Source organism: Cupriavidus necator (assembly GCF_013141915.1).
GTDB lineage: Bacteria > Pseudomonadota > Gammaproteobacteria > Burkholderiales > Burkholderiaceae > Cupriavidus > Cupriavidus necator_B.
Genome location: NZ_SROX01000003.1, coordinates 70,022 through 94,995, shown reverse-complemented (window position 1 = coordinate 94,995; position 24,974 = coordinate 70,022). Strand labels below are relative to the sequence as shown.

The 24,974-nt window shown below is 60.3% G+C and carries 23 protein-coding genes; 14 read left to right on the top strand and 9 right to left on the bottom strand.

Annotated elements, in window-relative coordinates; translation table 11 throughout:
• Positions 1-148 precede the first annotated feature (148 nt).
• A complete protein-coding gene (gene panP / locus E5S69_RS08270; RefSeq protein WP_058697656.1) occupies positions 149-1,798 on the bottom strand; it encodes a pyridoxal-dependent aspartate 1-decarboxylase PanP in 1,650 nt (549 codons plus the stop codon).
• Between the two features lie 50 nt (positions 1,799-1,848).
• On the bottom strand, positions 1,849-2,778 hold the full coding sequence (locus tag E5S69_RS08265) for a LysR family transcriptional regulator (RefSeq protein ID WP_058697655.1): 930 nt from the start codon (positions 2,776-2,778) through the stop codon (positions 1,849-1,851).
• A 190-nt stretch (positions 2,779-2,968) separates the two neighbouring features.
• Between E5S69_RS08265 and E5S69_RS08260 the strand changes: the two genes are divergently transcribed.
• From E5S69_RS08260 to E5S69_RS08235, 7 genes are all read left to right on the top strand, one after another.
• Positions 2,969-3,892: a dihydrodipicolinate synthase family protein gene (locus E5S69_RS08260; protein ID WP_058697654.1), complete on the top strand. Its 924-nt coding sequence runs from the start codon at positions 2,969-2,971 to the stop codon at positions 3,890-3,892.
• Positions 3,893-4,171: 279 nt separating this feature from the next.
• On the top strand, positions 4,172-5,590 hold the full coding sequence (locus E5S69_RS08255; RefSeq protein WP_233528069.1) for an MFS transporter: 1,419 nt from the start codon (positions 4,172-4,174) through the stop codon (positions 5,588-5,590).
• 180 nt (positions 5,591-5,770) lie between these two features.
• Positions 5,771-6,871, top strand: coding sequence for a porin (locus tag E5S69_RS08250; protein WP_058697652.1), 1,101 nt, complete (start codon positions 5,771-5,773; stop codon positions 6,869-6,871).
• Positions 6,872-7,001: 130 nt separating this feature from the next.
• Entirely contained in the window at positions 7,002-7,967 is a 966-nt protein-coding gene (locus E5S69_RS08245) for a Bug family tripartite tricarboxylate transporter substrate binding protein (protein ID WP_058697651.1), read from the top strand.
• 20 nt (positions 7,968-7,987) lie between these two features.
• Positions 7,988-8,137, top strand: a complete 150-nt coding sequence (locus E5S69_RS32780) for a hypothetical protein (protein WP_327077297.1) — start codon at positions 7,988-7,990, stop codon at positions 8,135-8,137.
• Positions 8,138-8,161: 24 nt separating this feature from the next.
• A complete protein-coding gene (locus E5S69_RS32775) occupies positions 8,162-8,359 on the top strand; it encodes a hypothetical protein (RefSeq protein ID WP_327077295.1) in 198 nt (65 codons plus the stop codon).
• A gap of 185 nt (positions 8,360-8,544) precedes the next feature.
• On the top strand, positions 8,545-9,990 hold the full coding sequence (locus E5S69_RS08235; protein ID WP_058697650.1) for an IS1182 family transposase: 1,446 nt from the start codon (positions 8,545-8,547) through the stop codon (positions 9,988-9,990).
• Between the two features lie 335 nt (positions 9,991-10,325).
• Here E5S69_RS08235 and E5S69_RS08230 read toward each other — a convergent pair whose 3' ends face one another.
• Positions 10,326-10,793 (bottom strand): hypothetical protein, encoded by a 468-nt coding sequence (locus E5S69_RS08230; RefSeq protein WP_234788184.1) that lies wholly within the window; start codon positions 10,791-10,793, stop codon positions 10,326-10,328.
• A gap of 507 nt (positions 10,794-11,300) precedes the next feature.
• Between E5S69_RS08230 and ligD the strand changes: the two genes are divergently transcribed.
• The 3 genes from ligD to E5S69_RS08215 are packed head-to-tail and all read left to right on the top strand — an operon-like array spanning position 11,301 to position 15,557.
• A complete protein-coding gene (gene ligD, locus E5S69_RS08225; RefSeq protein WP_058697649.1) occupies positions 11,301-13,823 on the top strand; it encodes a DNA ligase D in 2,523 nt (840 codons plus the stop codon).
• A 31-nt stretch (positions 13,824-13,854) separates the two neighbouring features.
• Positions 13,855-14,745, top strand: a complete 891-nt coding sequence (locus E5S69_RS08220) for a Ku protein (RefSeq protein ID WP_058697648.1) — start codon at positions 13,855-13,857, stop codon at positions 14,743-14,745.
• Positions 14,742-15,557, top strand: coding sequence for a tetratricopeptide repeat protein (locus E5S69_RS08215; RefSeq protein ID WP_058697647.1), 816 nt, complete (start codon positions 14,742-14,744; stop codon positions 15,555-15,557). The genes E5S69_RS08220 and E5S69_RS08215 overlap by 4 nt, the downstream gene beginning before the upstream one ends.
• Positions 15,558-16,083: 526 nt before the next feature.
• Here E5S69_RS08215 and E5S69_RS08210 read toward each other — a convergent pair.
• The 3 genes from E5S69_RS08210 to E5S69_RS08200 all read right to left on the bottom strand — a co-directional run bounded on the left by E5S69_RS08210 (position 16,084) and on the right by E5S69_RS08200 (position 17,868).
• A complete protein-coding gene (locus E5S69_RS08210; protein WP_058697646.1) occupies positions 16,084-16,398 on the bottom strand; it encodes an H-NS family nucleoid-associated regulatory protein in 315 nt (104 codons plus the stop codon).
• 529 nt (positions 16,399-16,927) lie between these two features.
• On the bottom strand, positions 16,928-17,398 hold the full coding sequence (locus E5S69_RS08205) for a hypothetical protein (RefSeq protein ID WP_058697645.1): 471 nt from the start codon (positions 17,396-17,398) through the stop codon (positions 16,928-16,930).
• Positions 17,399-17,697: 299 nt separating this feature from the next.
• Positions 17,698-17,868 carry a hypothetical protein gene (locus tag E5S69_RS08200; RefSeq protein ID WP_158577657.1) on the bottom strand — a complete coding sequence of 57 codons (171 nt, stop codon included), beginning with the start codon at positions 17,866-17,868 and terminating at the stop codon, positions 17,698-17,700.
• A 201-nt stretch (positions 17,869-18,069) separates the two neighbouring features.
• On the opposite strand from E5S69_RS08200, the gene E5S69_RS08195 reads away from it, so the two are divergent.
• The 3 genes from E5S69_RS08195 (at position 18,070) to rpoD (ending at position 21,682) form a co-directional block, all read left to right on the top strand.
• Entirely contained in the window at positions 18,070-18,270 is a 201-nt protein-coding gene (locus tag E5S69_RS08195; protein WP_081050240.1) for a hypothetical protein, read from the top strand.
• Between the two features lie 364 nt (positions 18,271-18,634).
• Positions 18,635-19,009, top strand: a complete 375-nt coding sequence (locus E5S69_RS08190) for a hypothetical protein (protein WP_058697644.1) — start codon at positions 18,635-18,637, stop codon at positions 19,007-19,009.
• A gap of 642 nt (positions 19,010-19,651) precedes the next feature.
• A complete protein-coding gene (gene rpoD / locus E5S69_RS08185; RefSeq protein ID WP_171514463.1) occupies positions 19,652-21,682 on the top strand; it encodes an RNA polymerase sigma factor RpoD in 2,031 nt (676 codons plus the stop codon).
• Positions 21,683-21,791: 109 nt separating this feature from the next.
• On the opposite strand, the gene E5S69_RS08180 is transcribed toward rpoD, so the two are convergent.
• Positions 21,792-21,995 (bottom strand): cold-shock protein, encoded by a 204-nt coding sequence (locus E5S69_RS08180; RefSeq protein WP_013954359.1) that lies wholly within the window; start codon positions 21,993-21,995, stop codon positions 21,792-21,794.
• Between the two features lie 73 nt (positions 21,996-22,068).
• A complete protein-coding gene (locus E5S69_RS08175; RefSeq protein ID WP_143010703.1) occupies positions 22,069-22,353 on the bottom strand; it encodes a hypothetical protein in 285 nt (94 codons plus the stop codon).
• Positions 22,354-23,068: 715 nt separating this feature from the next.
• Between E5S69_RS08175 and yfcF the strand changes: the two genes are divergently transcribed.
• Positions 23,069-23,701 carry a glutathione transferase gene (gene yfcF / locus E5S69_RS08170; RefSeq protein ID WP_081050239.1) on the top strand — a complete coding sequence of 211 codons (633 nt, stop codon included), beginning with the start codon at positions 23,069-23,071 and terminating at the stop codon, positions 23,699-23,701.
• A gap of 233 nt (positions 23,702-23,934) precedes the next feature.
• Here yfcF and E5S69_RS08165 read toward each other — a convergent pair whose 3' ends face one another.
• Positions 23,935-24,963, bottom strand: a complete 1,029-nt coding sequence (locus E5S69_RS08165) for a ComEC/Rec2 family competence protein (RefSeq protein WP_058697642.1) — start codon at positions 24,961-24,963, stop codon at positions 23,935-23,937.
• Between the last annotated feature and the right edge of the window lie 11 nt (positions 24,964-24,974).

Below are 24,974 nucleotides of genomic sequence, written 5' to 3'. Positions count from 1 at the left end.
TTCATACCGAGCGTCCGCTGCCGATCGCGATGCGGCCGCAGAGAGAGCCGTCTATCAGCACAAGCTGAATTGTAGGCTCCGCTGTACCCTCGGCCGTAGGTGTCAGTGAGAGACGGTCGACGACTGGCGCTCGCCAACTGCAAATGCCTCACGCGTCCGGCGCCACCGCCAGTGCCATCAGCGGCGCCATGCATGGGCTGGCCGCCGCCAGCGCGCGCTGTTCGTCGAGGATGTCCTGCAGGATGGCATGCGTCGTATCCGGGTTGGCCAGCACCACGCGGAAAACGGCAATCGGGCGGCCACTCCACTGTGTCGACGTCAACTGCGTGCGCGATACGAATGAGCGGCCGGCATCGCGCTGCATTTCCTGAATGCTGATGGTCAGCGCATCCAGCGCGTCCAGCATCTTCTCGCGCCTGCCGGCCGAAGCGGTTGCCAGCGCGGCACGCACGGTCTCGGGCACATGGCGATAGGTCAGGATGCAAAGCTGCGGGTGGCTGTCGAGCTCGAAATCCGGCTGCTGCACTATCAGGGATGCAAAGTAGCGGGCGTTATCGATGCTACGTTCGATCAACTGCGCCAACCCCTTGCGACCGAGCAGATGAAAGTTCGCATAGAGCATGATCGCCGCCGCGCCGCGCGATCCTTCGAGCGTATGGCGCCCCAGGTCCACCGAGCCCTTGCGCACGATGTAGTTCGCATGCTGGATGATGTCCTGCGTCCACGCCGCGTGCCGGAACAGCACCATGCCGGCGCCCATCGGCACGTAGAACTGCTTGTGCGCATCGATGACGACGGAATCGGCACGCTCGATGCCCGCGAAGCGCCAGCGCTCGCGCTCCGACAGCAGTGTTGCGCCGCCCCATGCGGCATCCACGTGGAAATGGCAGCCGGCCTCCTGAGCAACATCCGCGATCGCGTCGAGCGGATCGACCGCGCCCGTCTCGGTCGTCCCCGCTATGCCGACGATCGCCATCGGCCGGATGTTGCGCTGCTGCAGGTCACGCATGGTATCGCGCAGCAGGTCGATGCGCATGCGACCGTCTGCATCGACCCCGACCGGCACGAGATTGTCGCGCCCGATGCCAAGGACATCGGCTGCCTTTCGCAACGAGTAGTGCCCGCGCTCTGAGACGACGACCGCAAGCCCGTCATGGCCGTAATGGCGCAGCGCAGCCACCAGTCCGGCGCGATGGATGCCGGCGAAGCCATCACGCGCGCCCAGCAAGTTGTTGCGGCTCGCCCATAGCGCGGTGAGGTTGGCAACCGTGCCGCCGGAGCAGATCGCGCCGAGCGCGTGGTCGGCATCGTGCAACCATCTCGCATAGAACGCGGTGTCCTGGGCAAACACCAGCTTGTGCAGCATGCCGATGACCTTGCGCTCAAGCCCAGTCAGCGCGCCGGACGTCTCGAGCTTCACGACGTTCTGGTTCAGCGCTGCCACCACCTTGGCCAGCGAGGGCATGAACGACGGCAGCGACGACGTCATGTGTCCGACGAACGTGGGCGATGCCACGGGCATCACGTGCCGAAACACGTCGTTGAGCAGATGATCGGCATGCGCTTGCGGCGATGTCGGCGTCTCGGGCAGCTCAACCGACGCGAATACAGCCTCGCGTGTAGCGCACGCGCCAACCGGATCAAAATGCTCACCCGCAAAGAAATCCGCCGGATGCTCGGCGATCCATCGCTCGAGCGATTCGAATGCACCCCGATCCGCGTCGAACCAGCGCAAGGGGCAGTCGTCGCCCCCGTCCGTGCTTTGTGAGGTCCCTTCGCGAGAGATGTCCGGCTTCATTTGCATTACCCAATGTTGATCGGTACCAGATCCAGGTGTCGCAGGACCTCTCAAGTTGAGACCTCGAGGCCACGTCCGGTCGACTCCGGTCCCCCGAATTGCGCAATCTCACGGACAAGCTGCATGACGGTGCGGCACGCTAGCGTGAGTTCACCATGGCGCGACATGGCCAACGCAATATGGCGGGTGATCTGCGGATTGATGATCTTCGATGCCTGCAAGCGGCAATCCCGGCCGGCGTTGGAAATCGCATACGGCCCCAGCAGCGCGTACATGCCCCCGTCGGCGACGATATGGGTCTGCAGGCTTAGCGAATCGGCCTCCACTGCGACATTCAGCGCAACACCATGCTCCAGTGCCAATTGATCCAATCGGTCGCGCCAGCTATTGGGTCGGCAGAACATTACCAGGGGAAGGTTGTGCAGCGCGGAAAACTGTACGGTGGGGTTGGCGGTCACGCGGTCTCCCTCGGCGCCCACAAGGTAGGTCACAGTTTCGACTAAGTACACGTCGCCGTGCTTTGGCATCGGACTATGGCGGAACAGAATAGCCAGATCGACGTGTCCAGCTTCCAGCCAGTTCTCCAGTTGCGCGCCTTGCCCCTCGCGAACACTGAGTTGCACCAGGGGGTAGCGCTCCTTCAAGCGGTAATAAAGCGTGCTGACCAGTGGATGCGCCATGGAAGGCAGGATTCCGATGCGAACTGTGCCGATAGGCTTGCCTGAGGTCGAGTGGATGTCGTTGACCAGTTGGTCCGTGCCTGCCACCCACGCCCGGACCTTGGGCGCCACGCGCTCTCCGAATTCGGTAAGCACCACCCCGCGACCCGTGCGCTGGAATAGACGCCCCCCGCACTCCTGCTCAAGTTCATTGAGTTGGCGGCTGATGTGGGGCTGACTCGTGCCATAGGACTGAGCCACCTTGCTCAGACTGCCCAGGTCGGCAGCCGCCAGGAACAGTTTCCATGCGGAGTAGTTCATCGCTTGCCTTGGCTTCCATGCTATACGGAATCAGTATATCTGAAATATCCAGCATGGCACTTCCGGTATGCCATGGCGACTCCTAGACTGCCTCACATGCCCGCCGCCGTTATGGAGACACTAGCAGCGGCAGGCTCTCCGGGCAAAGCATCCGGCACCCGGTGAACCCCATACTCATACAGGAAGTGACATGAAAGATATCGACCTCCGCGGCCTCAATCCTGCCCCGGTTACGCCCTTCACCCGCGACGGCGCGGTGGACTACGCCGCCTGCAAGAAGCTGGGCGCCTGGCTCGGCAGCATCGATGGCGTGAAGAGCCTGACCGTGCTCGGCCACGCTGGCGAAGGCACCTTTCTGACGCAGGCGGAGCAGATGAAGGTCATCGAAACCTTCGTCGAGGCAGTCAATGGCGCCATTCCCATCATCGCCGGCATCACGTTGGAAGGCACCGAGGTGGCCGCCGAGGAAGCCAAGCGCGCGGTCCAGGCGGGCGCGTCCGCCGGCCTGCTCTACCCCTCGCACGGCTGGCTGCGCTTCGGCTACCAGAAGGGCGCACCTCAGGACAAGTACCGCCAGGTGTTTGAGACCAGTGGGCTGCCGCTGATCCTGTTCCAGTACCCCGATGCAACCAAGTGCACCTACGACCTGGAGACCCAGCTTGACATCGCGGCGCAGCCCGGCGTATTCGCGATGAAGAACGGCGTGCGCAACATGCGCCGCTGGGACACCGAGATCCCCGTGATTCGTCGCGAGCGCCCTGATCTGCAGATTCTGAGCTGTCACGACGAGTATCTGCTGCACACCATGTTTGACGTGGACGGTCTGCTGGTGGGCTACGGCAACATCGCGCCGGAACTTCTGGTCGAGCTAATCAAGGCCGGCAAGGCACGGGACTACAAGGCCGCCCGCGCCATCCACGATCGCCTGCTGCCTGTCACGAAGAACGTCTACCACCGCGGCTCGCACATGGAAGGCACTGTGGCGCTGAAGCATGCGCTGGTTGCCCGCGGCATCCTGGAACACGCCACCGTGCGTTCTCCGCTGCTGCCGCTCGCCCCGGGTGCTGACATTGAAATCGCAAACGCGATGCGCGCCGCCGGCATCGTAGGCTGAACGGTGGCCAGGCGCAGCCATCCGGCTGCGCCTGCTAGCCGCGTCAGTGTTTTTCCCATTTTGCTGTAGCCAGCAGGCATGCACAACGGGAGGAATACGAGGCTTCACGCTGACCTGAGCTTCTGGGCTGCCCCCTGTCGCGGACTTCCAGTGGCTCTTGGGGTGCGAAAGACCGTGGCGACGGCAGAAGCGGATGACGCAAAAATAATGATGGCCGGTGCTCGCACACCATGAGCCAGTCAACTTGGAGACAGCATGGACACCACTACGGTCGCACCCATGTACAGCGGCAGGAACGATGCGGCAAGCAGTGCGCCATTTGATCCGCAGCAGCGGGCAGCGCAACTTCTCTTTCGCATCGAGAATGTTCCCTTTAGCAGGTGGCACACCAAAGCCCGCATTGTTATGGGCAGTGCTACCCTGTTCGATGCATTCGACGCACTGTCCTTGGCGTTTGTCATGCCGGTCCTGGTTGGGCTTTGGCACTTATCGCCGGGCGAGATCGGCGTCCTGATCGCTGCCGGGTACCTTGGGCAGGTCATCGGCGCACTATGCTTCGGGTGGCTTGCCGAGCGCCTGGGCCGGGTGCCGAGTGCCACCGTAACCGTGGCCCTGATGTCGGTCATGAGTGTGGCGTGCGCCTTTGCCGGCAACTTTCACATGCTGTTCCTGTGCCGCTTCATCCAGGGCATTGGTGTCGGCGGCGAGGTACCGGTTGCGGCAACCTATATCAATGAACTGTCGCAAGCCCATGGCCGCGGCCGCTTTTTCCTGCTCTATGAACTGATCTTCCCTGTTGGCCTAATGCTGGCGGCCCAGGTAGGTGCCTTCTTGGTTCCTCGCTTTGGCTGGGAGTACATGTTCCTGGTTGGCGGGATACCCGGCTTGGTCGTGGCACTGCTGATCATGCGGCTGCCGGAATCACCACGATGGCTGATCGCCAAAGGCCGGTTCGACGACGCAGAGCGCGTGATCGGCGAAATCGAGGCCAGCACCCCCAAGCGAAACCTCGATCCGCAGCACAACGCCGCAGAGATGGACCGGCGCATCTCGGAACTGTACGGGGGCCTCCATTCGCAGAAAAAGGGCAACTGGAAGGAGCTGTTCTCGCCGTTCTATCGTGGCCGTACGGTGGTGGTATGGCTGCTATGGGCGAGTTCCTATTTCGTTGCAAATGGCATCAACAACTGGTTGCCGAGTCTGTACAAGACGGTCTATCACCTGCCATTGCAGGAGTCGCTGCACATGGCCTCGCTCTCCAACGTGCTCAGCACCTGTGCCGTTCTTGTCTGCGCACTCTCGGTGGACCGCGTGGGTCGTCGTCGCTGGGCCATGGGGTGTTTCGTGGTCAGCGGCATACTGCTCGCCGTCCTCGGAGCGTTCGGCGCCGCCAGCCCCTGGTCGGTCATGCTGCTTGCATCCTCAGCTTATGCCGTGATGGGTTCGGCGACGGTGCTGCTGTACCTGTACACGCCGGAAATCTATCCCACGCGTATCCGTGCGATCGGAACCGGCCTGGCGACGTCATGGCTACGAGCTGCCTCCGCCACCGCACCGACCGTTGTCGGCATGGTACTGACGGGACAGGGTATTGCCACCGTCTTCCTGATGTTTGCGGGCGCCTGCGTGGTCGGCCTTGTCGCGGCCAGCCGAATGACCGAAACCACCAACCGCCCGCTGGAAGAGATTTCACCCTGACTGGCTGACCTGCCAAACGCAGCAGCGCAGACCGCTGCCGTCAGACGCTTCACGGCGATCATCGGACCCAGTATCCCTTGCAGCCGTGCACTCGAAACGTATCGAGCGCACGGTGCTGGGGGGAGACCGCTCGCCTGCCTTCACAAGTTTGTAACGACTCGCCATAACAAGGAGACACCCATGAGGAGTTGCGGGAAATGGTACGCGGGCCTTCTTTGCGCCGCACCGATGTTCGCTTCGGCACAATCAGTGACGCTTTACGGCCTCGGCGACACCGGGGTCGAGTATGTGAACAATATTGGTGCCAGCAAAGACAGTGTCGTGCGGATGCCGAACCTGACTGCCACCGTGCCTTCGCGCTGGGGGATGCGCGGGACTGAAGACCTTGGGGGAGGCCTGAAATCCGTCTTCGTCCTGGAATCCGGCTTTGCCCCGGACTCCGGATCGTCAAATCAGGGGGGACGCTTGTTCGGTCGCCAGGCCTTTGTGGGGCTGAGCAATCAGTGGGGACAACTCTCCTTCGGCCGTCAGTGGACGATGACCTTCTGGTCAACGCTGGACTCTGACGTACTGGGGCCCAACATCTACGGCGCCAACTCGTTGGATAGTTATCGACCCAATGCCCGCGCCGATAATGCCATCGCCTACAAGGGTACATTCGGCGGATTGACTGTCGGCGCGACATACAGCCTCGGGCGCGACACAGTCAATGCTGGCCAGAACCCCGCGGGAACCAACTGCGCCGGAGAGAATCCCGCCGACAGCAAGGCCTGCCGTGAATGGTCAGTGATGCTGCGGTATGACGCAAGCTGGTGGGGCCTGGCAACTGCATACGATTCCTTGCGCGGAGGCGCCGGTGCTGCAGCAGGGCTGGTGAACAGCGGCCTCAAGGACGATCGCCTGCACTTTGGTGGCTACATGGTCCTGTCCAGGACGAAGCTTGGCATCGGTGGCACCTTCCGGAACAATGAGGGCAGCACCACGTCCCATAGCCAGTTGTACTATGCGGGCCTGGCCTACGACATCACGCCCGCCTTCAATCTCGCGGGGCAGATCTACTATCTGGGATTCAACCATAGTGCCAACAAGGCATGGCTCGCGGCCCTGCGCGGTGCCTACGCCTTCTCCAAGCGGACCTCCGCCTATCTTACGACTGGCTTCATTGATAACCGGGGCCAACTGGCCATGTCGGTCAGCAGTGGCAGCGCCGTCGGAACCAGCGCGCCGGCACCGGGCGGCAACCAGTTTGGTGCGATGATTGGCATAAAGCATGTCTTCTGAGTCGGCGCCATACCTGTTTATGGCAAGAGCAAGAGCTCAGGCGAAAGCATCGGATGCAAGAATCCCTTCTCTGGACGCTCGCCAGTCGAGGCAGAGCGGCAAGCATGCAAGTCAATATCAGGAGACGACAATGAGAAGTATTTTGAGAGCGCTAGTGGCCACAAGCTTTGGTCTTGCCGCCACGCTGGCTCTCGGCCAGAGCTACCCCAACAAGCCCGTCAGAATCGTTGTGCCGTACCCCGCTGGTGGAACAGTGGACGCTGTTACGCGGGTTGTTGCGCAACGCCTAAGCGAAAACCTCGGCCAGCAATTTATTGTCGATAACCGGCCCGGAGCCAGCGGAACGCTGGGCAGCAAGTTGGTAGCGACCTCGGCGCCAGACGGTTACACCCTACTTGTGCAGGCATCGACCTTCGTGGCCACGCCGATGCTGATGAGCGCAACGACCTATGACATCGAAAAGGACTTCACGGCGATCACACAACTGGGTAGCGTCCCAATGCTCGTGACGGCGCATCCCAGTGTTCCAGCAAAGGACCTCAAGGAGTTCATGGCCGCCATCCGCAAGGAGCCCGGGAAGTACACCTTTGGAACTTCAGCAGTCGGCTCGGCTAGCCACCTGGCCGAAGAAGCGATCAAGCACGACGGGAAGCTCCAGTTCGAGATCATCCCCTACAAGGGTACGGCTCCGGCGTTGACGGAAGTCATGGGCGGCCACATCAATGCCATGGTGGATGCCTTGCCATCGACGCTGCCCCATGTGAAGAGTGGAAAGCTGAAGCCGCTTGCAGTCACTAGTGCGAAGCGCATTGCCGCGTTGCCGAACGTTCCGACGGTTGCAGAGTCGGGATTGACCGGCTTCGAGATGGTTTCCTGGTACGGCTTGTGGGGACCTGCGAGAATGCCCGCCGAACTGACTCAACGCATTCGGAATGAAGTCGCGAAGGCATTGGCTTCGGAAAAAGCGGTCAAGGTATTGGGCGAGTATGGATTCAGCGCCACGACGTCCCAGCCGGCGGACTTCACCGCATACATTAGGCAGGAGAAGGCCAGATTCAGCACCCTGATCAGGGAGGCAAATATCAAGCTCGACTGAGCGGCATTTGGAGAGCCACGATGAGCACATATACCGCACGCGACCGGGCCAGCACGGTGGAACACATCCATGGTCGCGGTGCCGGCACGCTTGAGTTGGACTACGAGACCGCATGGCAGGACGCGATCGAACTGGAGCAACTCGGCCGTCAATACGGTGTCGACGTGTAGTATCGCGCCGTCGAGCATGTCTCCGTGGCATCCCCCGAAGCATTGGTGCACGGCCTGCGCATGGAGAAGCCCACATTCAGGCAGCGCTACCTCTACTGCAGGTTCGACATGGCCGCGCTGTCTGAGGATACGCTGCGCAATCTGGAGGAGCTTGCCATTGAACACGGCGACTACCTCATGGCCGGTCACCTCTTTACGGAGGAAACGCTGACCTGGGTGTGAGCGGCCGGATTCACATGCCGGTCCTCGGCCGCCGCAGGAATTCCCCTTTGAGCAGGATCGGTGACTGCAATACCACGGTCATTGGACATTGAGCTCGCGTTCGCGGATGACCGAGAGGGGTCGAGGCTGTGTGAAAACGTCTCGATCACCTAGACTGAGTCAACGCATTCAGACTGGGGGATCGGATGAAGCGATTCATAGAGGGAGAAGACCGCAAGCAAGCTACCCTGCTTCCAGAATGCCTCGATGATTTCATCGCCGAGGACAACCCCACCAGGATCATCGACGCGTTTGTTGAAGAACTGGATCTCGAGTCGCTCGGGTTCGAAGGTACCAATCCCTCGACTACAGGTCGCCCTTCATATCATCCTGCTGTCCTGTTAAAGATATACATCTATGGTTACCTCAACCGGGTCCACTCCAGCCGCCGTCTGGAACGCGAATGCCAACGCAATATAGAACTGATGTGGCTTACCGGTCGACTGGCGCCGGACTTCAAGACGATTGCAGACTTTCGGCGGGATAACGGCACGGGCATTCGCAATGTCTGCCGTCGCTTCGTTGTACTGTGCCGAGATCTTAAGTTGTTCTCACAGGCCCTGGTCGCCATCGACGGCAGCAAGTTCAAGGCAGTCAATACTCGGGACCGCAATTTCACCGCTGGCAAGGTCGACAAGCGCCAGCAGCAAATTGAGGAAAGCATCCAGCGGTATCTGAGCGCGCTGGAGACTGCGGATCGCACGCAGCCTGCGGAGGTAGAACTCAAGACAACTCGACTGCGCGAGAAGATTGTGCAACTGCGTCAACAGATGCATAGCCTTGACCAGATAAAGGAAGAGCTCAAGACGCTGCCAGATGGTCAGATCTCGATGACCGATCCTGATGCGCGCTCGATGGCGACAAGTGGCAAGGGCTCTGGAATGGTCGGCTACAACGTACAGATGGCCGTAGATGCCAAGCATCATCTGATCGTTGCTCATGAGGTCACCAATATCGGCAATGATCGGGCGCAACTCAGCTCGATGGCTCGAGCTGCTCGCGATGCGATGGGTAAGACCAGGCTTAAAGCCATAGCTGATCGTGGCTACTTCAGTGCGCAGGAGATCAAAGCATGCGCGGATACGGGCATTGCTGCCATCTTGCCCAAGCCAGCAAGGTCCAGCGCGAAGGTAGGTGGTCGATTCGTTCGGGCGGACTTCATCTACATTGCCCGAGACGATGAATATCAATGTCCCGCCGGAGAACGTGCGATATACCGCTTCACCAGAGAAGAACACGGACTGCAGCTACGCCGCTATTGGAGTAGTGCATGTCCTCAGTGCACGATGCGGTCGCAATGCACGCCGAGTCCGTACCGGCGCATCTCCAGATGGGAGCATGAGGAAGTGCTGGAGGCCGTCCAGCGCCGGCTCGACAAGATGCCGGATGCAATGACGGTTCGCAGGCGAACCGTCGAGCATGTCTTCGGAACCTTCAAACATTGGATGGGCTACACGCACTTCTTGACGCGCACGCTGCCGAATGTAGGAACTGAAATGAGCCTGCATGTTCTGGCGTACAACCTGAAGCGCGTCCTTCGAATTCTCGGGTTCTCGAAAACAATGAAGGCCATGCGCCTGGTGGGTGCGTAAGCACCCATTTGCGCGCAAAAGATGGGGCTGAAGATCGCTCTCAGGGGCCCCATTAGCGCTGTTCCCACCCGTTTCGACGCCGCCGACGACCGGATTGGCCGAAAATTCGATAAGGCAGGCTACGCCCCGGAGGGGGCGCGCATTGGTGCGATTCGAGAGACGTTTCCACACGGCCTCGGTCGATCAGAGACGATCGCCTTCCCAACTCTGCCTGAGAGTAGGAGCAGCCGCTGAGTTGAACTGGCGTCAATCCTTCGAGTACCGCAGCGAAGTTGGCGCGCCGGCCGCACCGCTGGCCATAGGCCCACAAAGGATTCAACCTCAGAACGAAAGGGTTAGGGAAAAGAGTTAGCCGCCCTAAGTGGTTGATTGGAACAAAAATTTTTCCACCTAACTGTTAGCAACGTTCCCAAAGCGTTGTATGTACCGGGTTTCTGTCGCTCCATCGCGGGCGTCCACCCCGGCATCCTGCATTGATAGCGCATCGGGATCACAACTCGCTGGCCATCCTGCACCACCATCACGGGCGCGTAGTGGCCCGGGAAAATACGCGAGTCTCGATCCAGCAAATCAGTTCGCTGCAGGTCTGCTAGATTGCGCTGCGCCCTCGCGATCTTGTCAGTCGCGACGCGTTGATCGTTTTCCGCCTTCTTTGTCGGCTTGCCTGCCAATGCGCGCTCGGCGGCAGTCAGCCGTGTCTTCTGCTGGAACAGCTCCGTCTCCAAGGCTATCGCCTGATCTTTGTCACCCGCCGCAACAAGGTCGGCGACAGCGCGCTCCTTGTCGTTCGTGGCAGACGGCACGCATTGCTTTAGGCAGTTTGGACCAGCCGCCGTCTCTGCGCTTCTCCCAGAAGAGTTCGACAAAATGCTCAAAACTGTCAGAGGCCCCGAATTCCCGAACGTACTTTCGATAGCTGGCGTGAATCTGCGCGGAATAGCACATCGCTGTCACCGTGGCGTTGTGGCTAAAGAAGCCATTCTAGTGGCGGCGGCCTGACCCTGCAGGGGCACGCCCTTAACGGGTGAGCATGCCGGTTGCAAGGCAGGCCTTCCGGGTGGACGTGTAAGACGCTGCCTTCTACAGGGCATTGAGATAGCGGCCTAGACTGCAGAAATATGGCAACCCGAGGAGCCGACATGTCAAACGTTTATGTAGTGCCACGCGGCGACCGACGGAAGGTTGAGGTAGGTGCCGCATAGTTAACTTATGTTGGGACGCAGCGATTGGCTCCGGGACGATGCTGGCATAAAGACAGAGGGGCCAAGCGGATCGTCCACGGAAGGGAGCGATCCGGATGCGAAACGCCTATGGCAACGACACCAGGGATGTCAAAGGTTAGAGCGCGCACCGCGGAGCGGTTGCCCGACCTCGACCGCTATCAGAAGAAGCGCAACTTCAGCGTCACCCCAGAGCCGGCGGGAACACGAAAACGGCGCAAGAATGCCGAACAGTTGCGTTTCGTGATCCAGAAGCATTGGGCGCGGCGGCTGCACTACGATTTCAGGCTCGAACTCGATGGCGTGCTGCTCAGCTGGGCGGTGCCCAAGGGGCCTTGCTACGATCCCAGCGAAAAGCGTATCGCGGTCCATGTGGAGGACCACCCGCTCGACTATATCAACTTCGAGGGTGAAATCCCGGCTAAACAGTATGGCGCCGGCTCGGTGATCGTCTGGGATCGTGGCACGTGGGAGCCAATCGGCGATCCGCGTGAAGGTATGGCCGCAGGCAAGTTGCTCTTTGAACTTTACGGAGAAAAGTTGGCCGGCCGTTGGGAACTGGTACGCATCGCCAAGCCCGGCGACAGCTCAGAGCAGTGGTTCCTCTTCAAGAAGCGAGATGCCTGGGCGCGACCGCTGGCAGAGTTTGACGTGTTGGCAGCTTTCCCGGATAGCGTCATCAAAAAACCGCTGGGTGCGCTGACCCAAGCGTCGACGGGCTCTACTGAAATGGCGTCCGATACCGCCATCGTGAACGCCCCGCTCGTCCCCTTGCCGGCAAAGCTCGGGCCGCAGCTCGCCACCCCGGCACCCGCACTTCCGACTGGTACCGGGTGGGTCATCGAAACAAAGTTCGATGGCTACAGAATCTTGGCCAGAATCGAGGATGCCCGAGTAGCGCTCTTTACTCGTAATGGCCATGACTGGACGCGCAAGCTGGGATCCCTGGCGGCAGAGATCGAGACGCTAGACATCTCGGAAGGCTGGCTGGATGGCGAGATCGTCGTGCTTCGCGATGGCATGCCGGATTTCAATGCCTTGCAGAACGCAATCGATGGGCATCGCAACGACGCAATCGTCTTCTTCGGCTTCGACCTACCCTTCTGGGAAGGCCGGGATTTGCGCAATGTGCCCCTGACCCAGCGGCGCGCGAAGCTGGCGGAGCTTGTCGGAGATCGCTCCGAACGGGTGCGCTTTAGCGAGGCCTTCGATGCTTCCCCAGTGCAGATCTTCCAGGCGGCGTGCCAGCTCGGTCTCGAAGGCTTGATGTTCAAGCGGGCCGACGCCTCCTATGTTTCCGCACGCACCCAGACCTGGCTGAAGGCCAAATGCAAACTGCGCCAGGAGTTTGTGATTGGCGGGTTTTCGGACCGCAGTGGTGCAACAGCCGAGGTAGGCAAGCTATTGCTTGGCGTATATGCGGATGGAGAACTCCGTTACGTCGGCGGCGTTGGAACCGGCTGGGACAGCGCGACGGCAACAGAACTCAGAAGACGCTTGACCACCTTGGAAACTGAGCGAAGTCCCTTTTCGACGGAGGCGCGTTCCAGCCGGCGATGGGGCGGAGGCCGGGAAGGCGTTGTACGTTGGGTGAAACCGACCCTCGTTGCAGAAGTCGAGTTTTCCGAGTGGACCCCTGAAGGCCAGGTACGCCAAGCCTCGTTCAAGGGCCTGCGCGCCGATCATCCGGCTAAGTCGACCCGGCGAGAGGCGATCCAGACTGCCGTGACGCCGCACGGCGTCAGCGCTATCAAGGTCTCCAATCCGGACCGTGTCATCGACAAATCCACAGGCATCACGAAGGTCGAGCTGGTTCGCTACTACGCGAGCGTGGCGGAGCGGATGCTGCCCCACCTCAAGGATCGGCCGCTATCCTTGGTGCGCGCGCCGGAGGGCATCGATGCCCCGACCTTCTTTCAGAAGCACGCGGAAACGGCGATGCCTGGCCTCACCGAGCAGCTCCCGTCCCTTTGGCCCGGCCATGCCGCATTACTCACTGCTGATTCGGCAGACGCAATCGTCGCCGCTGCCCAGATGAATGTGCTTGAGTTTCATACGTGGAATTCGACGGCCCACCACATAGATCGTCCGGATCGAGTCATTTTCGACCTCGATCCTGGCGAAGGGATTGCATGGGAGACGATGATCGAGGCCGCCATGCTGGTGCACACGCTGCTGGATGAGCTGGGGCTGCAGTCCTGGTTGAAAACGAGCGGCGGCAAGGGGCTGCACGTCGTCGTGCCATTGGCGCCGCAGCGTTCCTACGACGAAGTGAAGGCGTTTTCGCGTGCCGCCGTCAAACACTTGGCGGCCACTCTGCCCCAGCGCTTCACCGCCCGCTCTGGGGCGGCTAACCGCAAGGGGCGGATTTTTGTGGATTATCTGCGCAATGGCTTCTCCCAGACCACCGCAGCCGCGTTCTCGGCGCGAGCGCGGCCAGGACTCGGTGTCTCCATGCCGGTGTTCTGGGAGCAGCTTACCAAGCTGAAAAGTGGCGCACAGTGGACTATCCGCGATGCCCGCGAATACCTCAGTTTCCAAGTGGCGGATCCCTGGCAGTCTTACTGGGAGGCACCCCAAAATTTGACCGCAGCCATCGAACGATTAAGCTAAATGCTGGCGCATCTGCGCTGTGGAGTATCCAATGCCTGCACGATCCCTCGCCTCTTTGTCGCTGTCTTTCGGCCTGGTGTCCATCCCCGTCAAACTCTACACCGCCACCGAGACAAGCTCTGCTGTGCGCTTCAACTTACTGAGCAAAGAAGGCGCACGGCTGAAACAACAGTACGTTTCCGAGCAGACCCAAAAGGTTGTCGACCGTGCAGACATGGTGAAGGGCTACGAGTTTGAGAAAGACCGCTTCGTGACGTTCTCCCCCGATGAACTCAAAGCCTTGGAAGAGAGTGCCAGCCACATGGTCGATATCGTTGCGTTCATTCCCGAGCGCAGCGTGGATCCGCTGTATTTCGACAAGGCGTACTTCATCGCTCCAGATAAGCGCGGCGGTAAGCCTTACAGCCTTTTACGCGAAGCCATGTCGAAGACCGGTCGCTGTGCCATTGCGAAGTGGGCCTCGAAAGGCAAATCGCATATCGTGCAGATCCGACCGGTCGAGGGCGGCCTGGTGTTCCAGCAACTGTTGTTCGCGGATGAAGTGCGCAACATCGCCGAACTGCATATCGAGGAAGTGGCAGTCTCAGATGCGGAGCTAAAGCTGGCGATCCAGCTGATCGAGCAAGCCTCGGAAGACCAATACGATCCGGCCCAGTACAAGGACGAGGAGAAAGTCAGGATTCTCGCCGCCATCGACGCAAAGATCGCCGGCAAGCAGATCGTATCGCCCGAACCAGTTGAAGTCACCGCCGGCGGGCAGGTCATCGATCTGATGGATGCACTTCGCGCGAGTCTGTCCAAGAAAGGGCTGCCCGCGACAAAAGCCAAAGCCGCCGAGCCATCAACTCGCAGAGCCGGTAAGCGGGGCACAGCGCCTTCCGAGCCGACACCGATCCGACGCACCACTAAGAAGTCGGCATGAGCCACGGCGAAGGGTTGACCAGGCGCGAGCTGGAGACGCGCCTGGGCGCTTCGCGCCGGCTGATCTCCAGCCTGGTAGCCGCCGGGCTGGTCACGCCTGCACGAGGCCCACGCGGCCAGTACGTCTTCTCCTTTCGGGACGTGGTTCTGATTCGTACCGCCGAATCCCTGCACAGGTCGAGCGTTGCGCCTGCACGGATTCTGCGGGCGCTGCGTCGTCTCGAACGGCTCACACCGAACCGACACCTATCGGCCCTGCGAATCTCCGCAAGCAGCGGCAACGTATCGGCATGGGACCGGCACGGCGCGTGGCTGGTTGAGAGCGGCCAACGGCTGATCGAGTTCGGGCCGGATGAAGCCGATGTGCGAGTCGTTGATTTAACGCGAATGCGTGCCAACGAACCGACCGCCGAGGAATCCTTTGCGCAAGCCTATGCACTTGAACCTGTCGACGCCAATGCGGCTGAAGCGGCCTACCGACGCGCCTTAGAGATCTCGCCAGGAATGCTGAACGCCTACCTGAACCTTGGGTGCATGCTGGCAGACCAACAACGATTCGACGAAGCCATCATGCTCTATGAGGGGGCGTTGTCCGTCCTTCCGAACGCGCCGCAATTGCATTTCAACCTGGGGGTTGCACGCGAGGATGTCGGCGCCCCGCAGTCAGCTCTGGCAGCGTACGAGCGATGCATCGAACTTGCACCGGACGACGCCGATGCCCACTACAACGCAGCGCGTTTGCATCAGGAACTGGGCCACTTCCAGAAGGCGCTGCGACACTTCAACGCATTCCGGAGGCTCGACCGTCCATAAAGCCAAGCCGCGGCATTATTCGGCGACCAACCTGATGCGTCGCCCCAAGAGGGCCGCATAAGGCACGTATCGAAAGAGGCTCAATTGATCACTTCCACGTGCAAAAGTGATGACCGCTCCATTCTAGTAAGACGCGGGAGCCTTCTGCTGAAAAAAGCGCGTTAAATTCGGACTAATTCAGACTTAAGCGTTTCTTGCGACGTCATATCATGCCTGGGTAGTCCTGCTACCGCCCGCTTCGCCGCCCTGGTGACGCGGGCTCTTTTTTGGGTAAAGCGAGCCCGTGCGCAACAGTGGGCAGGCCGATTGCCTGGTGCGGGGCGACTGGGCGATACTGGGCGCGGGAAACTCCACAAGTTTCCCGATTTCTTCATGGACGTTCTGCGGCTCTCTGCTACCGGTCGAGAGCCGTCTTTTTTCGGTCATCGCCCGATTTGACCGCGTGTGTTGCGCGGTCCGCCGCGGGGTGGCCATTCCCATGACGAGTTGCCTGCCCCGACCCGCTCACATTGGCGTTGCAAACAGCTCATTCCTGCTGGATAAGGAAACGCTCGGGCCGCTTGCCCAGCCAAGCCGGCGTCCGGCCACGTCCCGACCAGGTCTTGCCGGTTTTGGGATCCATATACTTCGGCGGCAGCGGCGCTTTCTCGGTGGCAGCGGACGCTGTACCGGCAGGCCGGCCCCGACGACGCCGCGGCGCCACGTCTTCCGGCGACAGCTCATACCGAGTCATCAGCTCGCGAATCTGCTCGATGACGCCAGCGACCTCAGTTGAACGCGCCTCTTCGAGCTGGGCTTCCAACGCTTGCTTCCGCGCCATCAATTCTTGATACGTTGCCATCTTCGCCTCCAATTGTTCAGTCGCTTTTGACTTATACGCATTCTAAAGTCGGCCTGCAAGGTATTCGTTCTCTACCTTCATACGGAACTTAACATTCCATTCACTTTAATGAATATTCGTATGGGCCTGTGACAGCGGTCGGCGGCGAATAAAGTGACACGAAGATATCGCCCTCCCCAGGAATGGCGGCCATTCGCCCCAAAGCCGTAGCTCGCAGAAATAGGTACGCTCGGCGGCGTGAAATCCCATTGGGCGATGTAATGGAGCTCGGCGCAAGCGATCCGCATACAACGAAGGCTTCACGATGAAGTCGCCGCTGCGCATCTGCGGTTGAATGGTGGGCCTCCCGTGAGTCGAACACGGCACCAACGGATGAGTCCGCTGCTCGAACCAGGCATGAGCTAGAGGCCTAATTGGAAGGGGGAAAGCTGTCAGCACAAAGTTTGTCGGGCCTCAGCTTTCCTCAGCAGTGCTCCTACCTTGCGCCAATCGGCTGGTTGCGGATAGGCGTTACCAGCCGATGCAAGGATCACACCGACGCTTCAGGCGAAGCTACAGCTGGAACCACCTTCTTCGCCGAAGCCCGTTTCTTCGTCACGGATTTCACTGCTGCCGCCTTCGGCGCTGCTTTCGCGGCGACCTTGCCCTTGATACCGGGTGCGGCCTTTTTCGCGGCCTCTTTCGTTGCGGCAGCTTTGTTGCTCGTCGCCTTCTTGGCGCCTGCAGCCTTGGCCTTCTTCGCCGCGAGCTTGTCCTTTGCGGCTTGCTTTTCAAAGCGGGCCGCGGCCTTTGCGGCTTCCACGGCCTGGGCAATTTCGCGCTTTGCCGCTTCAATTGCCTTCTTCGTGTCGGCGCGCAACTTCAGCAAGCGCTTCTTCGCTGCCTGAGCCTCACGGGCGAGCACGCTAGCCTTTTTCGTCGGCACTGTCATCTTCTTCGCGGCAGACCTTTTCTTCGTGACTGCCTCTGCAAGAACAGTTCTTTTAGTTGCTGCGACCATGTTGATTACCCGTTAGTTGTGGAGAGCGGAGTATAACCGCAGGGCTGGCGTACCTAATAGCGGTCTGGCTTGTCCTTGTGGGCGCGACGCCTTTGGCAGCCTGGCGCAATTAGCGGCGGCCAAAAAGCGGCATCACGATTGAGCCAATACGGCGCTCTGGCGCAATTGGCGGAAACGACTCATCATTCGCGCCGGCTTCTCACGTCGTTGCCCACCCCTTCCTCTGCTGCTAGCCTGCGCAGCGGACACCGCTACTCTCGATCATTTCGGCGCCGCCTTCCGGCGTTCAGCCGGGGGCATCACGAGGTAGCCAATCGCGCGACGCTCGAGTTGAGCGAGGGGTCACCATGATCAGGCCGTAGTGGCGTGCCTGACCGCTCTTCCACATAGGCTCCGAACAGAGGGTCGGAGATGATCGGCACGCCGCCGATGGTAGGTGCGCGCAACATCGCCTGGTTGCGTTGCTTCATGCTGCTGCGTTGCCGCATTCTTTTGGCTTGATGCCGGCGACAAAGAAGTTTATTGTGGCCGCTCGGTGTACGCTTCCCCGCCCTCCTCGCACCAATCCACCATTGCCCCGGCCACTGTCCACATTGTCGACTGGGGAATCTATCTCGCGGCAGCAGTAGTAGTAGTTCGTTTTTCCAAACCACGACAACGGAGGCCGACATATGCTAAGCCCGCATGAGATCGCCGCGCTACTGCTGCTCGGCGACGAGGAGGAGATCGACGACCTCGAACCTGAGCAATTGGACACCTTGTTGGCTCACAAGCTGGTCACGATGGAACATGGTCATGCCAGCGGCAATGCCTATCCTCGCCTGACAAGTCAGGGGCATTCCATTCTCGAAGCGGTGCGCCGAATTCGGTAGTCAGTCAGCTTTAGCCCAAAAGCAGACGACCGTCGCGGCCGAAGCCGCGAACTGGTTGATAAGCTGTGGCTTCCTGGCGTGTGGCGCCTGTGGCTGGATCCTGGTGCATTGTTCGGTGTCACATTGCCGTGGCAGCGGCTGGCGCGGGCGGCTGCGTGTTGCGCCTATGATCTTTCCCCCGCTTCCCCCGTTCCGCGGCTCCCGTGCCCAGACGCGGACCTCCAGCATATTGCTCGGTTCAACCTGCTCCCATGACGGGACCTGACAAAGACGGCCGCTCCCCGCTTACAATGCTGCTATGCAATATGGATCAGGGCTGAAGAAGCGCGAATAGCCACACGCCCTGTATGTAGTGGAGGAGAAAATGGCGACAGCTCTGGCTGGGACGAAAAGCGAGGCGCTGAAGCTCCTGGAAACAGAGGGAGTAACGGTCGTGGATTTGAACTACGAGTCTGGTTGGCAAGATGCGATTGAGCTTGGCAGGCGGGGTGAAAAGCTCGGTGTACACGTCCAGTATCGCGGCCATGAGAGCATTGCCGTTAGCTCCCCGGCGGCGCTCGTTGGCGGGCTGATTCGCCCGAAGTTGACCTTCCGTCAGCGCAATCTTTACTGCCAATTTGAGCTCAGCAAGCTGCCAACGGGTGAGCTAGAGCGCCTGGAGGCAAAGGCGGCCAGGCTTGGCGATTACATCCTCGCGGGACACCTAACAAGGGATGTCGATGCGGTGTGGTCGGAGTAACGCATCGCCAGGCAGCCTTGGTGAAGCCGAGATCAGATTCAGCTCCCCGAGTCACGCCTTGATGCTCTGCCCCGCCCCAACAGACCCGCATGGGGACGAGCACGGCCAGTGTAGTCGTACCTAGCCACGGGCCTTTCTACCGGAGCAGCTCAAAGATCTCTTTTGCGTGCTCAAGGTGGCGCCTTCTGCTCTGACAGCGTCGATGCCTTCGATTTGATCGCAGCCGGAGGAGGCCTGAGCCTCGGCAGCCTGCGACTAGCGCTGAAATCGCGGGAGGATGCTGAGCTCGCCGAGTGCTTGTGTCCGAAGGTGCACGGTGCCGGTCCGGACGATTTCCGGACGTGCCCTTCGCGAAACAGGTGATGGTATCGCCCGTGAGCACCGATACGGGATATGCGCCTCGTCGAGCGCGGTGGCAACGAGCTCGAGCATGCTGGTGAACTGCGAGAACAGGAGAATCTTTCGACCTTCCTCGACGAGGCAACACTACCCACCGCATATTGCGGCGCACAACGTCGTCCGGTATTATTCAAAATTCCCCCATTCTGCGCACACCGGATTCCGCGAGAGGCATTCTGACCTCGACTGTCCGTGCGTCATTCCACGATTTCGTTCGCACCCCGACAGGCTTGAACAGCCGTCATGTCCGCGACGATCGTCGGCCAACCTGTCGAGGAGAGTGTATTGGCAAATCCAGTTCGCGACGATTCAGCATCCCGCACGATCGCGGTCACGTCAAAGACCGGCCGCCGCTCTCCAAAAGGAAAGATCCAGGCGGTCGCAACACCGCTGGACATCGCGTCCATGGCGCGCCAGGACGAGGAGCGTCAACGCCAGATGCGCGCGCTGATCGCGCTTGGCCGTGAGCGCGGCTATCTCACCCACGCGGACATCAACGATCACCTGCCCGACAACTTTACGCAAACTGCTGCGATGGAGACGATCGTCAGCACATTCAGCGACATGGGGGTGGCCGTGTACGAGCAGGCGCCGGACGCGGAGACGCTCCTGTTAAGCGATGCCGCGCCTGCCGCGGCATCCGACGATCAGGCGGATGAGGAAGCGGAAGCTGCACTGTCGACCGTCGATTCCGAATTCGGCCGCACTACTGATCCGGTCCGGATGTACATGCGAGAAATGGGCGCCAGTGAACTGCTGACTCGCGCCGGCGAAATCGAGATCGCAAAACGCGTCGAAGGCGGCCTGCAGGACATGATTCAGGCGATCGCCGCGTGTCCGTCAGTCGTGTCCACGATTCTTGCCGATGCGGACCGCATCGTTGCCGGCGAACTGCGTATCGACGAACTGGTCGATGGCATCAGCGACGACGTGAACGAAAGCGAAATGGCGCTAGAGTCCGATGACGTTCAAGTGGAAGCAGACGCCTCCGACGATGACCCGGATGGTGATGACGCTGAAACGGACGCCGCGGATCCGGAGAAAGCGAACGCAGCCCGCCTCGAACAACTCACGATCGACAGTCTTGCGATTTTCGCGCGCGTGCGTGTACTGTTCGAGCAGTTGCCGGATGCACCCGTTACTGGGAAAGCCCGTTCCGCAGCCGTTGCGCAATTGCGCTTGGAGATCCAGCGTGAACTGGCTCCGATCCGCTTTACGGCCAAGACTATCGACCGCCTGTGTGCCAGTGTGCACGAACAGGTTACCGAGGTTCGTGCAATCGAGCGCAGCATCCTGGAGATCGCCGTCGACCGTTGCGGCATGCCACGCGAGGCGTTTGTCGAGTCGTTCCCGGGCCACGAGACCGACCTTGAATGGACCAGCCATCTGGCGGCGACTTCGCGGCAGTTTGGCGCAGCGCTCGAGCGACATCTGCCGGCCATTCAGGCCGGCCAGCAGAAACTCATAGACATCGAGGCCGGGGTCTCGCTGCCGCTCCAGCAGCTCAAGCGGATCAACCGCCAGATGAGCGCCGCGGAGTTGAAAATGCGGCAGGCCAAGCGAGAACTGATCGAAGCGAATCTTCGTCTTGTCATTTCAATCGCCAAGAAATACGTGAACCGCGGCATGCAGTTCCTGGATCTAATCCAGGAAGGCAATATCGGCCTGATGAAGGCGGTGGACAAGTTCGAATACCGGCGCGGCTGGAAGTTTTCGACGTACGCCACTTGGTGGGTCCGGCAGGCTGTCACGCGTGCGCTTGCCGATCAGGCGCGAACCATTCGTGTGCCGGTCCACATGATCGAGATGATCAACAAGCTGAATCGGATTTCGCGCGAATTCCTGCAACAGACGGGACAGGAAGCGCATCCCTCCGTCCTCGCCGAGCGCATGGAGATGTCCGAGGAAAAAGTGCGCAGTATCCTCAGGATCGCGAGGCAACCTGTCTCGCTCGAGACCCCTGTGGGCGACGACGCCGACGCGACGCTCGGCGACATGATTGAGGATGTCTCTGCGAGTTCACCGGCTGAGGCCGTGATTCACGCGAACATGCGCGCCGCGATCGATGAGGCACTCGACGGGTTATCGCCGCGCGAGGCCAAGGTCCTGCGGATGCGATTCGGGCTCGATACGATCTCGGACCACACGCTTGAAGAGGTCGGCAAGCAGTTCGACCTGACCCGCGAGCGGATCCGTCAGATTGAGAGCAAGGCGATGCGCAAGCTGATGCATCCCAGTCGTGCTGACAAGTTGAGGCCCTTTCTCGAGCGCTGAGCAAAGGCGAGGAGTACGCGCCCCCTTTCGACGCCCTACTCCAGACCCACAGCGATCACGCATCGGCCCGATCGCTGCCCTGGCAGGACGCGTTTGCTGCGCGGAGAACTTACAGCGGTTTGATGTTCGCTGCCTGTTTCCCCTTGGGGCCTTGCTTGACTTCAAAACTGACCTTCTGGCCCTCCTGAAGTGATTTGAAGCCATTTCCCTGAACCTCGGAGAAGTGCGCGAACAGGTCATCGCCGCCGTCGTCCGGCGTGATGAAACCAAAACCCTTCGCATCGTTAAACCACTTGACGGTACCTGTTGCCATGTTCTGAATGTTCCAAGGAAGACTAGTTGTAGATGACGCCACCGGCCTGCGCCAGACGTGCGGCTATCTTGTATCACAGGTGAGCCGTCGCAGACAATCCAGGTTTTTTCGAACGGGCTCCGACGAGCTGTACCATGACGTTGTGCGCGAAGGTTTGCGTCAACTCGCCGGTCAGCGTGGTTTCGACTTCCCCGGCCACCTGAACGCGACCGGTTGCCGCAGCGTGCGATCGCGCTGCAGCAGAATGCGATGTTCGTACAGCCACCGTTTGAGATCCCGCAGCAAGCCATTGCGATCCTGTTTGCCCGAGATCGCCCTTGAACCAGCGCACCACATAGCGGCGCTGATGCTCCGTCATCGCGCCGAAGCCGAGTGCCCGATACGCGCAGGTCTGTGCTCGACCAGCGTGTCGATGTGACATCATAAGGCGCGTACAGCGTGCCGAGATCGGGCGGCTCAATGCCCAGTTGCTCGCCCGGGTGTTGCCTGAGATTGCGCGGTACGTACCGGCAGGCCTCGGTGCGCCCCGACTGCAGTGAAGCGAATGTTATCGCCGAGGGCATCGAGCGCCGTCCCAGCGCGGATGGTGACTGGGCAGACTACGCGAACACCGGTCTAAGCACCGACGCCCGCGGAGTTACCGATCGCTGTGGGAGCAGATCCACGGCCCCGGCTCATGGATCGCCAACCCGTGAGTGAGCCTGGTGGAGTTCAGGTTTCAGACATGAGCATCAACCCACGCCCTCGCCCAGACGAGGCCTTCCGCGACTGCCCGCTGGAAGCTCGGGTAGAAGCCAATCGGATCGGAGGTCTCCAGCACTTGGGTGCCCTTCTCTACGGCCCCCGAAGCTTCGAACGAGCCGTCCCCCATGGGCTTCGCAAAGCCTCGAATGGTGTATCCCCCGTAGGTCTCTGTTGCCATAGTCCCCCCCGTCCGTTTCGGAGGATCGTAGCATGACGAAACAAACGCCCCATCCCGGCCATAAGCGGTCCCTCCACATTGTCAGCGCGAAGCGGTCACTCGCCGTATATCATCAAGGCTCCGCACGAGCGGACCCGCCAAGGAGATCACGTTGAAGGAAAATAGTCTTCGCCTATATGCCGATGCTCAGTTTGCTAGCCCCTACGCCATGTCGGCTTTTGTGGCTCTTCACGAAAAGCGATTGCCATTTGAACTTTCGACTGTGGATCTCGGCAGTCGTGCAAACTATGACGAGAGCTATACAGCCAAGTCGTTGACCCAGCGCGTACCCACGCTGATGCATGGGGACTTCGCTTTGTCGGAATCGTCAGCAATCACGGAGTTCCTTGACGATGCTTTTCCGGAAACGCCCGTATATCCCCAAGACAGATATCTTCGCGCGAGGGCACGCCAGGTGCAAGCCTGGCTCCGCAGCGATCTGATGCCCATCCGACAGGAACGCTCAACTGAGGTGGTGTTCTACGGGGTGTCCGGACCGGCGCTTACCCCTGCGGCCCATGCAGCGGTGCAGAAGTTGTTTCGTGCGGCCGAGGCTTTGCTCTCTGGAGATGCGCCAAATCTCTTTGGGGCTTGGTGCATCGCCGACACAGATTTGGCGTTAATGCTGAATCGCCTCATCCTGAATGGCGATCCGGTACCAACAAGGTTAATGGACTACGCTGCGCGTCAGTGGGAGAGGCCCTCCGTGCAGCGATGGGTTGGACTGAAACGTCCTCCGCTTTGAATGTGCGAAGCCAGACAAGAGTTGACTTTGCGGCTCCAGTCCAATGCTGCTGGCAACCTGACTCTTGTTTCGGCTCGATGTCCGCTCGTCAGAAAAGCGAACGGCGGAGATGGGTTGCGCCGACCGCCGCCTTCCATTCAGCTGACGCCAGTCGACCCGAAGAGTCAGTCAGTTCCTAGCCGAAGCGGCCGTTCCCCGATTACGATCGAAGGGGGAGACTGGTCCCGTGGGCTTCAGAGTGAAACTTCGACAAACTGCTCGCCGGCCATCGGATAGAGGGGCTTGAAGCTCGGCCACCCTTCCGGTTTGAGGCGCCATCTCGAGGTGTGCGGCACGTCGTAGTTGAAGAAGATCTCTGGGTGCTTGCCTTTGGCAATCAGCCGCGCGATCAGCTCGTTGTCGGGATGCCGGTACTTCTTTCCGCTCGTGCTAATCAAGAATCGCGAGCACCGGAGGGACGTCAGGAGATCCAGGTCAGTATTGGCCTTGCTGCCATGGTGAGACACCTTGAGCAGATCGATCGGCTCTTGCTTCGAGTGATGGACCGCGAGCCCAGCCTTCACCACTTCGGCGAACGCGTCTGCGGCCAACAACATGCGCTTGTCGCCGAACTGCAGTAGTAGAGCAATACTGCTGCCGTTGGGAGTGGAGCTATCGGACCGGGACTTTGACTTGGACAACTGTGAGAAGTCTCCTGGGGGCCAAGGGTCCTTGCGTCCCAGTCGGTCACCGGGGCCTGCGGGCGGCTCCGTCGGCGGCAACTCGGGATTCGCCCATTCCTCCGACAGCTTCTTCAGCGCCAAGGCATCTGGTGACAGCACCCGCACCTGTAGCTTGCCTTCAAGGATGACCTCCTTACACGATTGTTGGATCGTGCCCCTATCCGGAAACGCGTGATTCCAGGGAAGATTCCGGCGCCGGATCAACTTCGACAGAGCGTCGCCTTCACTCGGACCAAGCCTGTCTGCCTGTCGCAGGTGTTGATAGCCGTTGAACCATACGTCCGCGATGTCGAGCCACTCGGGCGGGTCGCTCAGCAGTTCGATCATCCCCTCGATGTGATCGAGGTCATAATGCGTCACCACCAGAGCCTCCAGTCGAAGCCGGCCGTTGACGCATAGCGGCTTCAGTACGGCCAGCAGCGCTTCCCGGGTGCCAGCGGGTCCGCCGTCGACTAGCACATGGCGAGGCCGGTCCGGGTTGCCGTAGCTGACGAGCAGCGCGTCGCCGTGTTCGGCTTGGATGGCTCTGATTCGAAACATGCGCTTCTCCA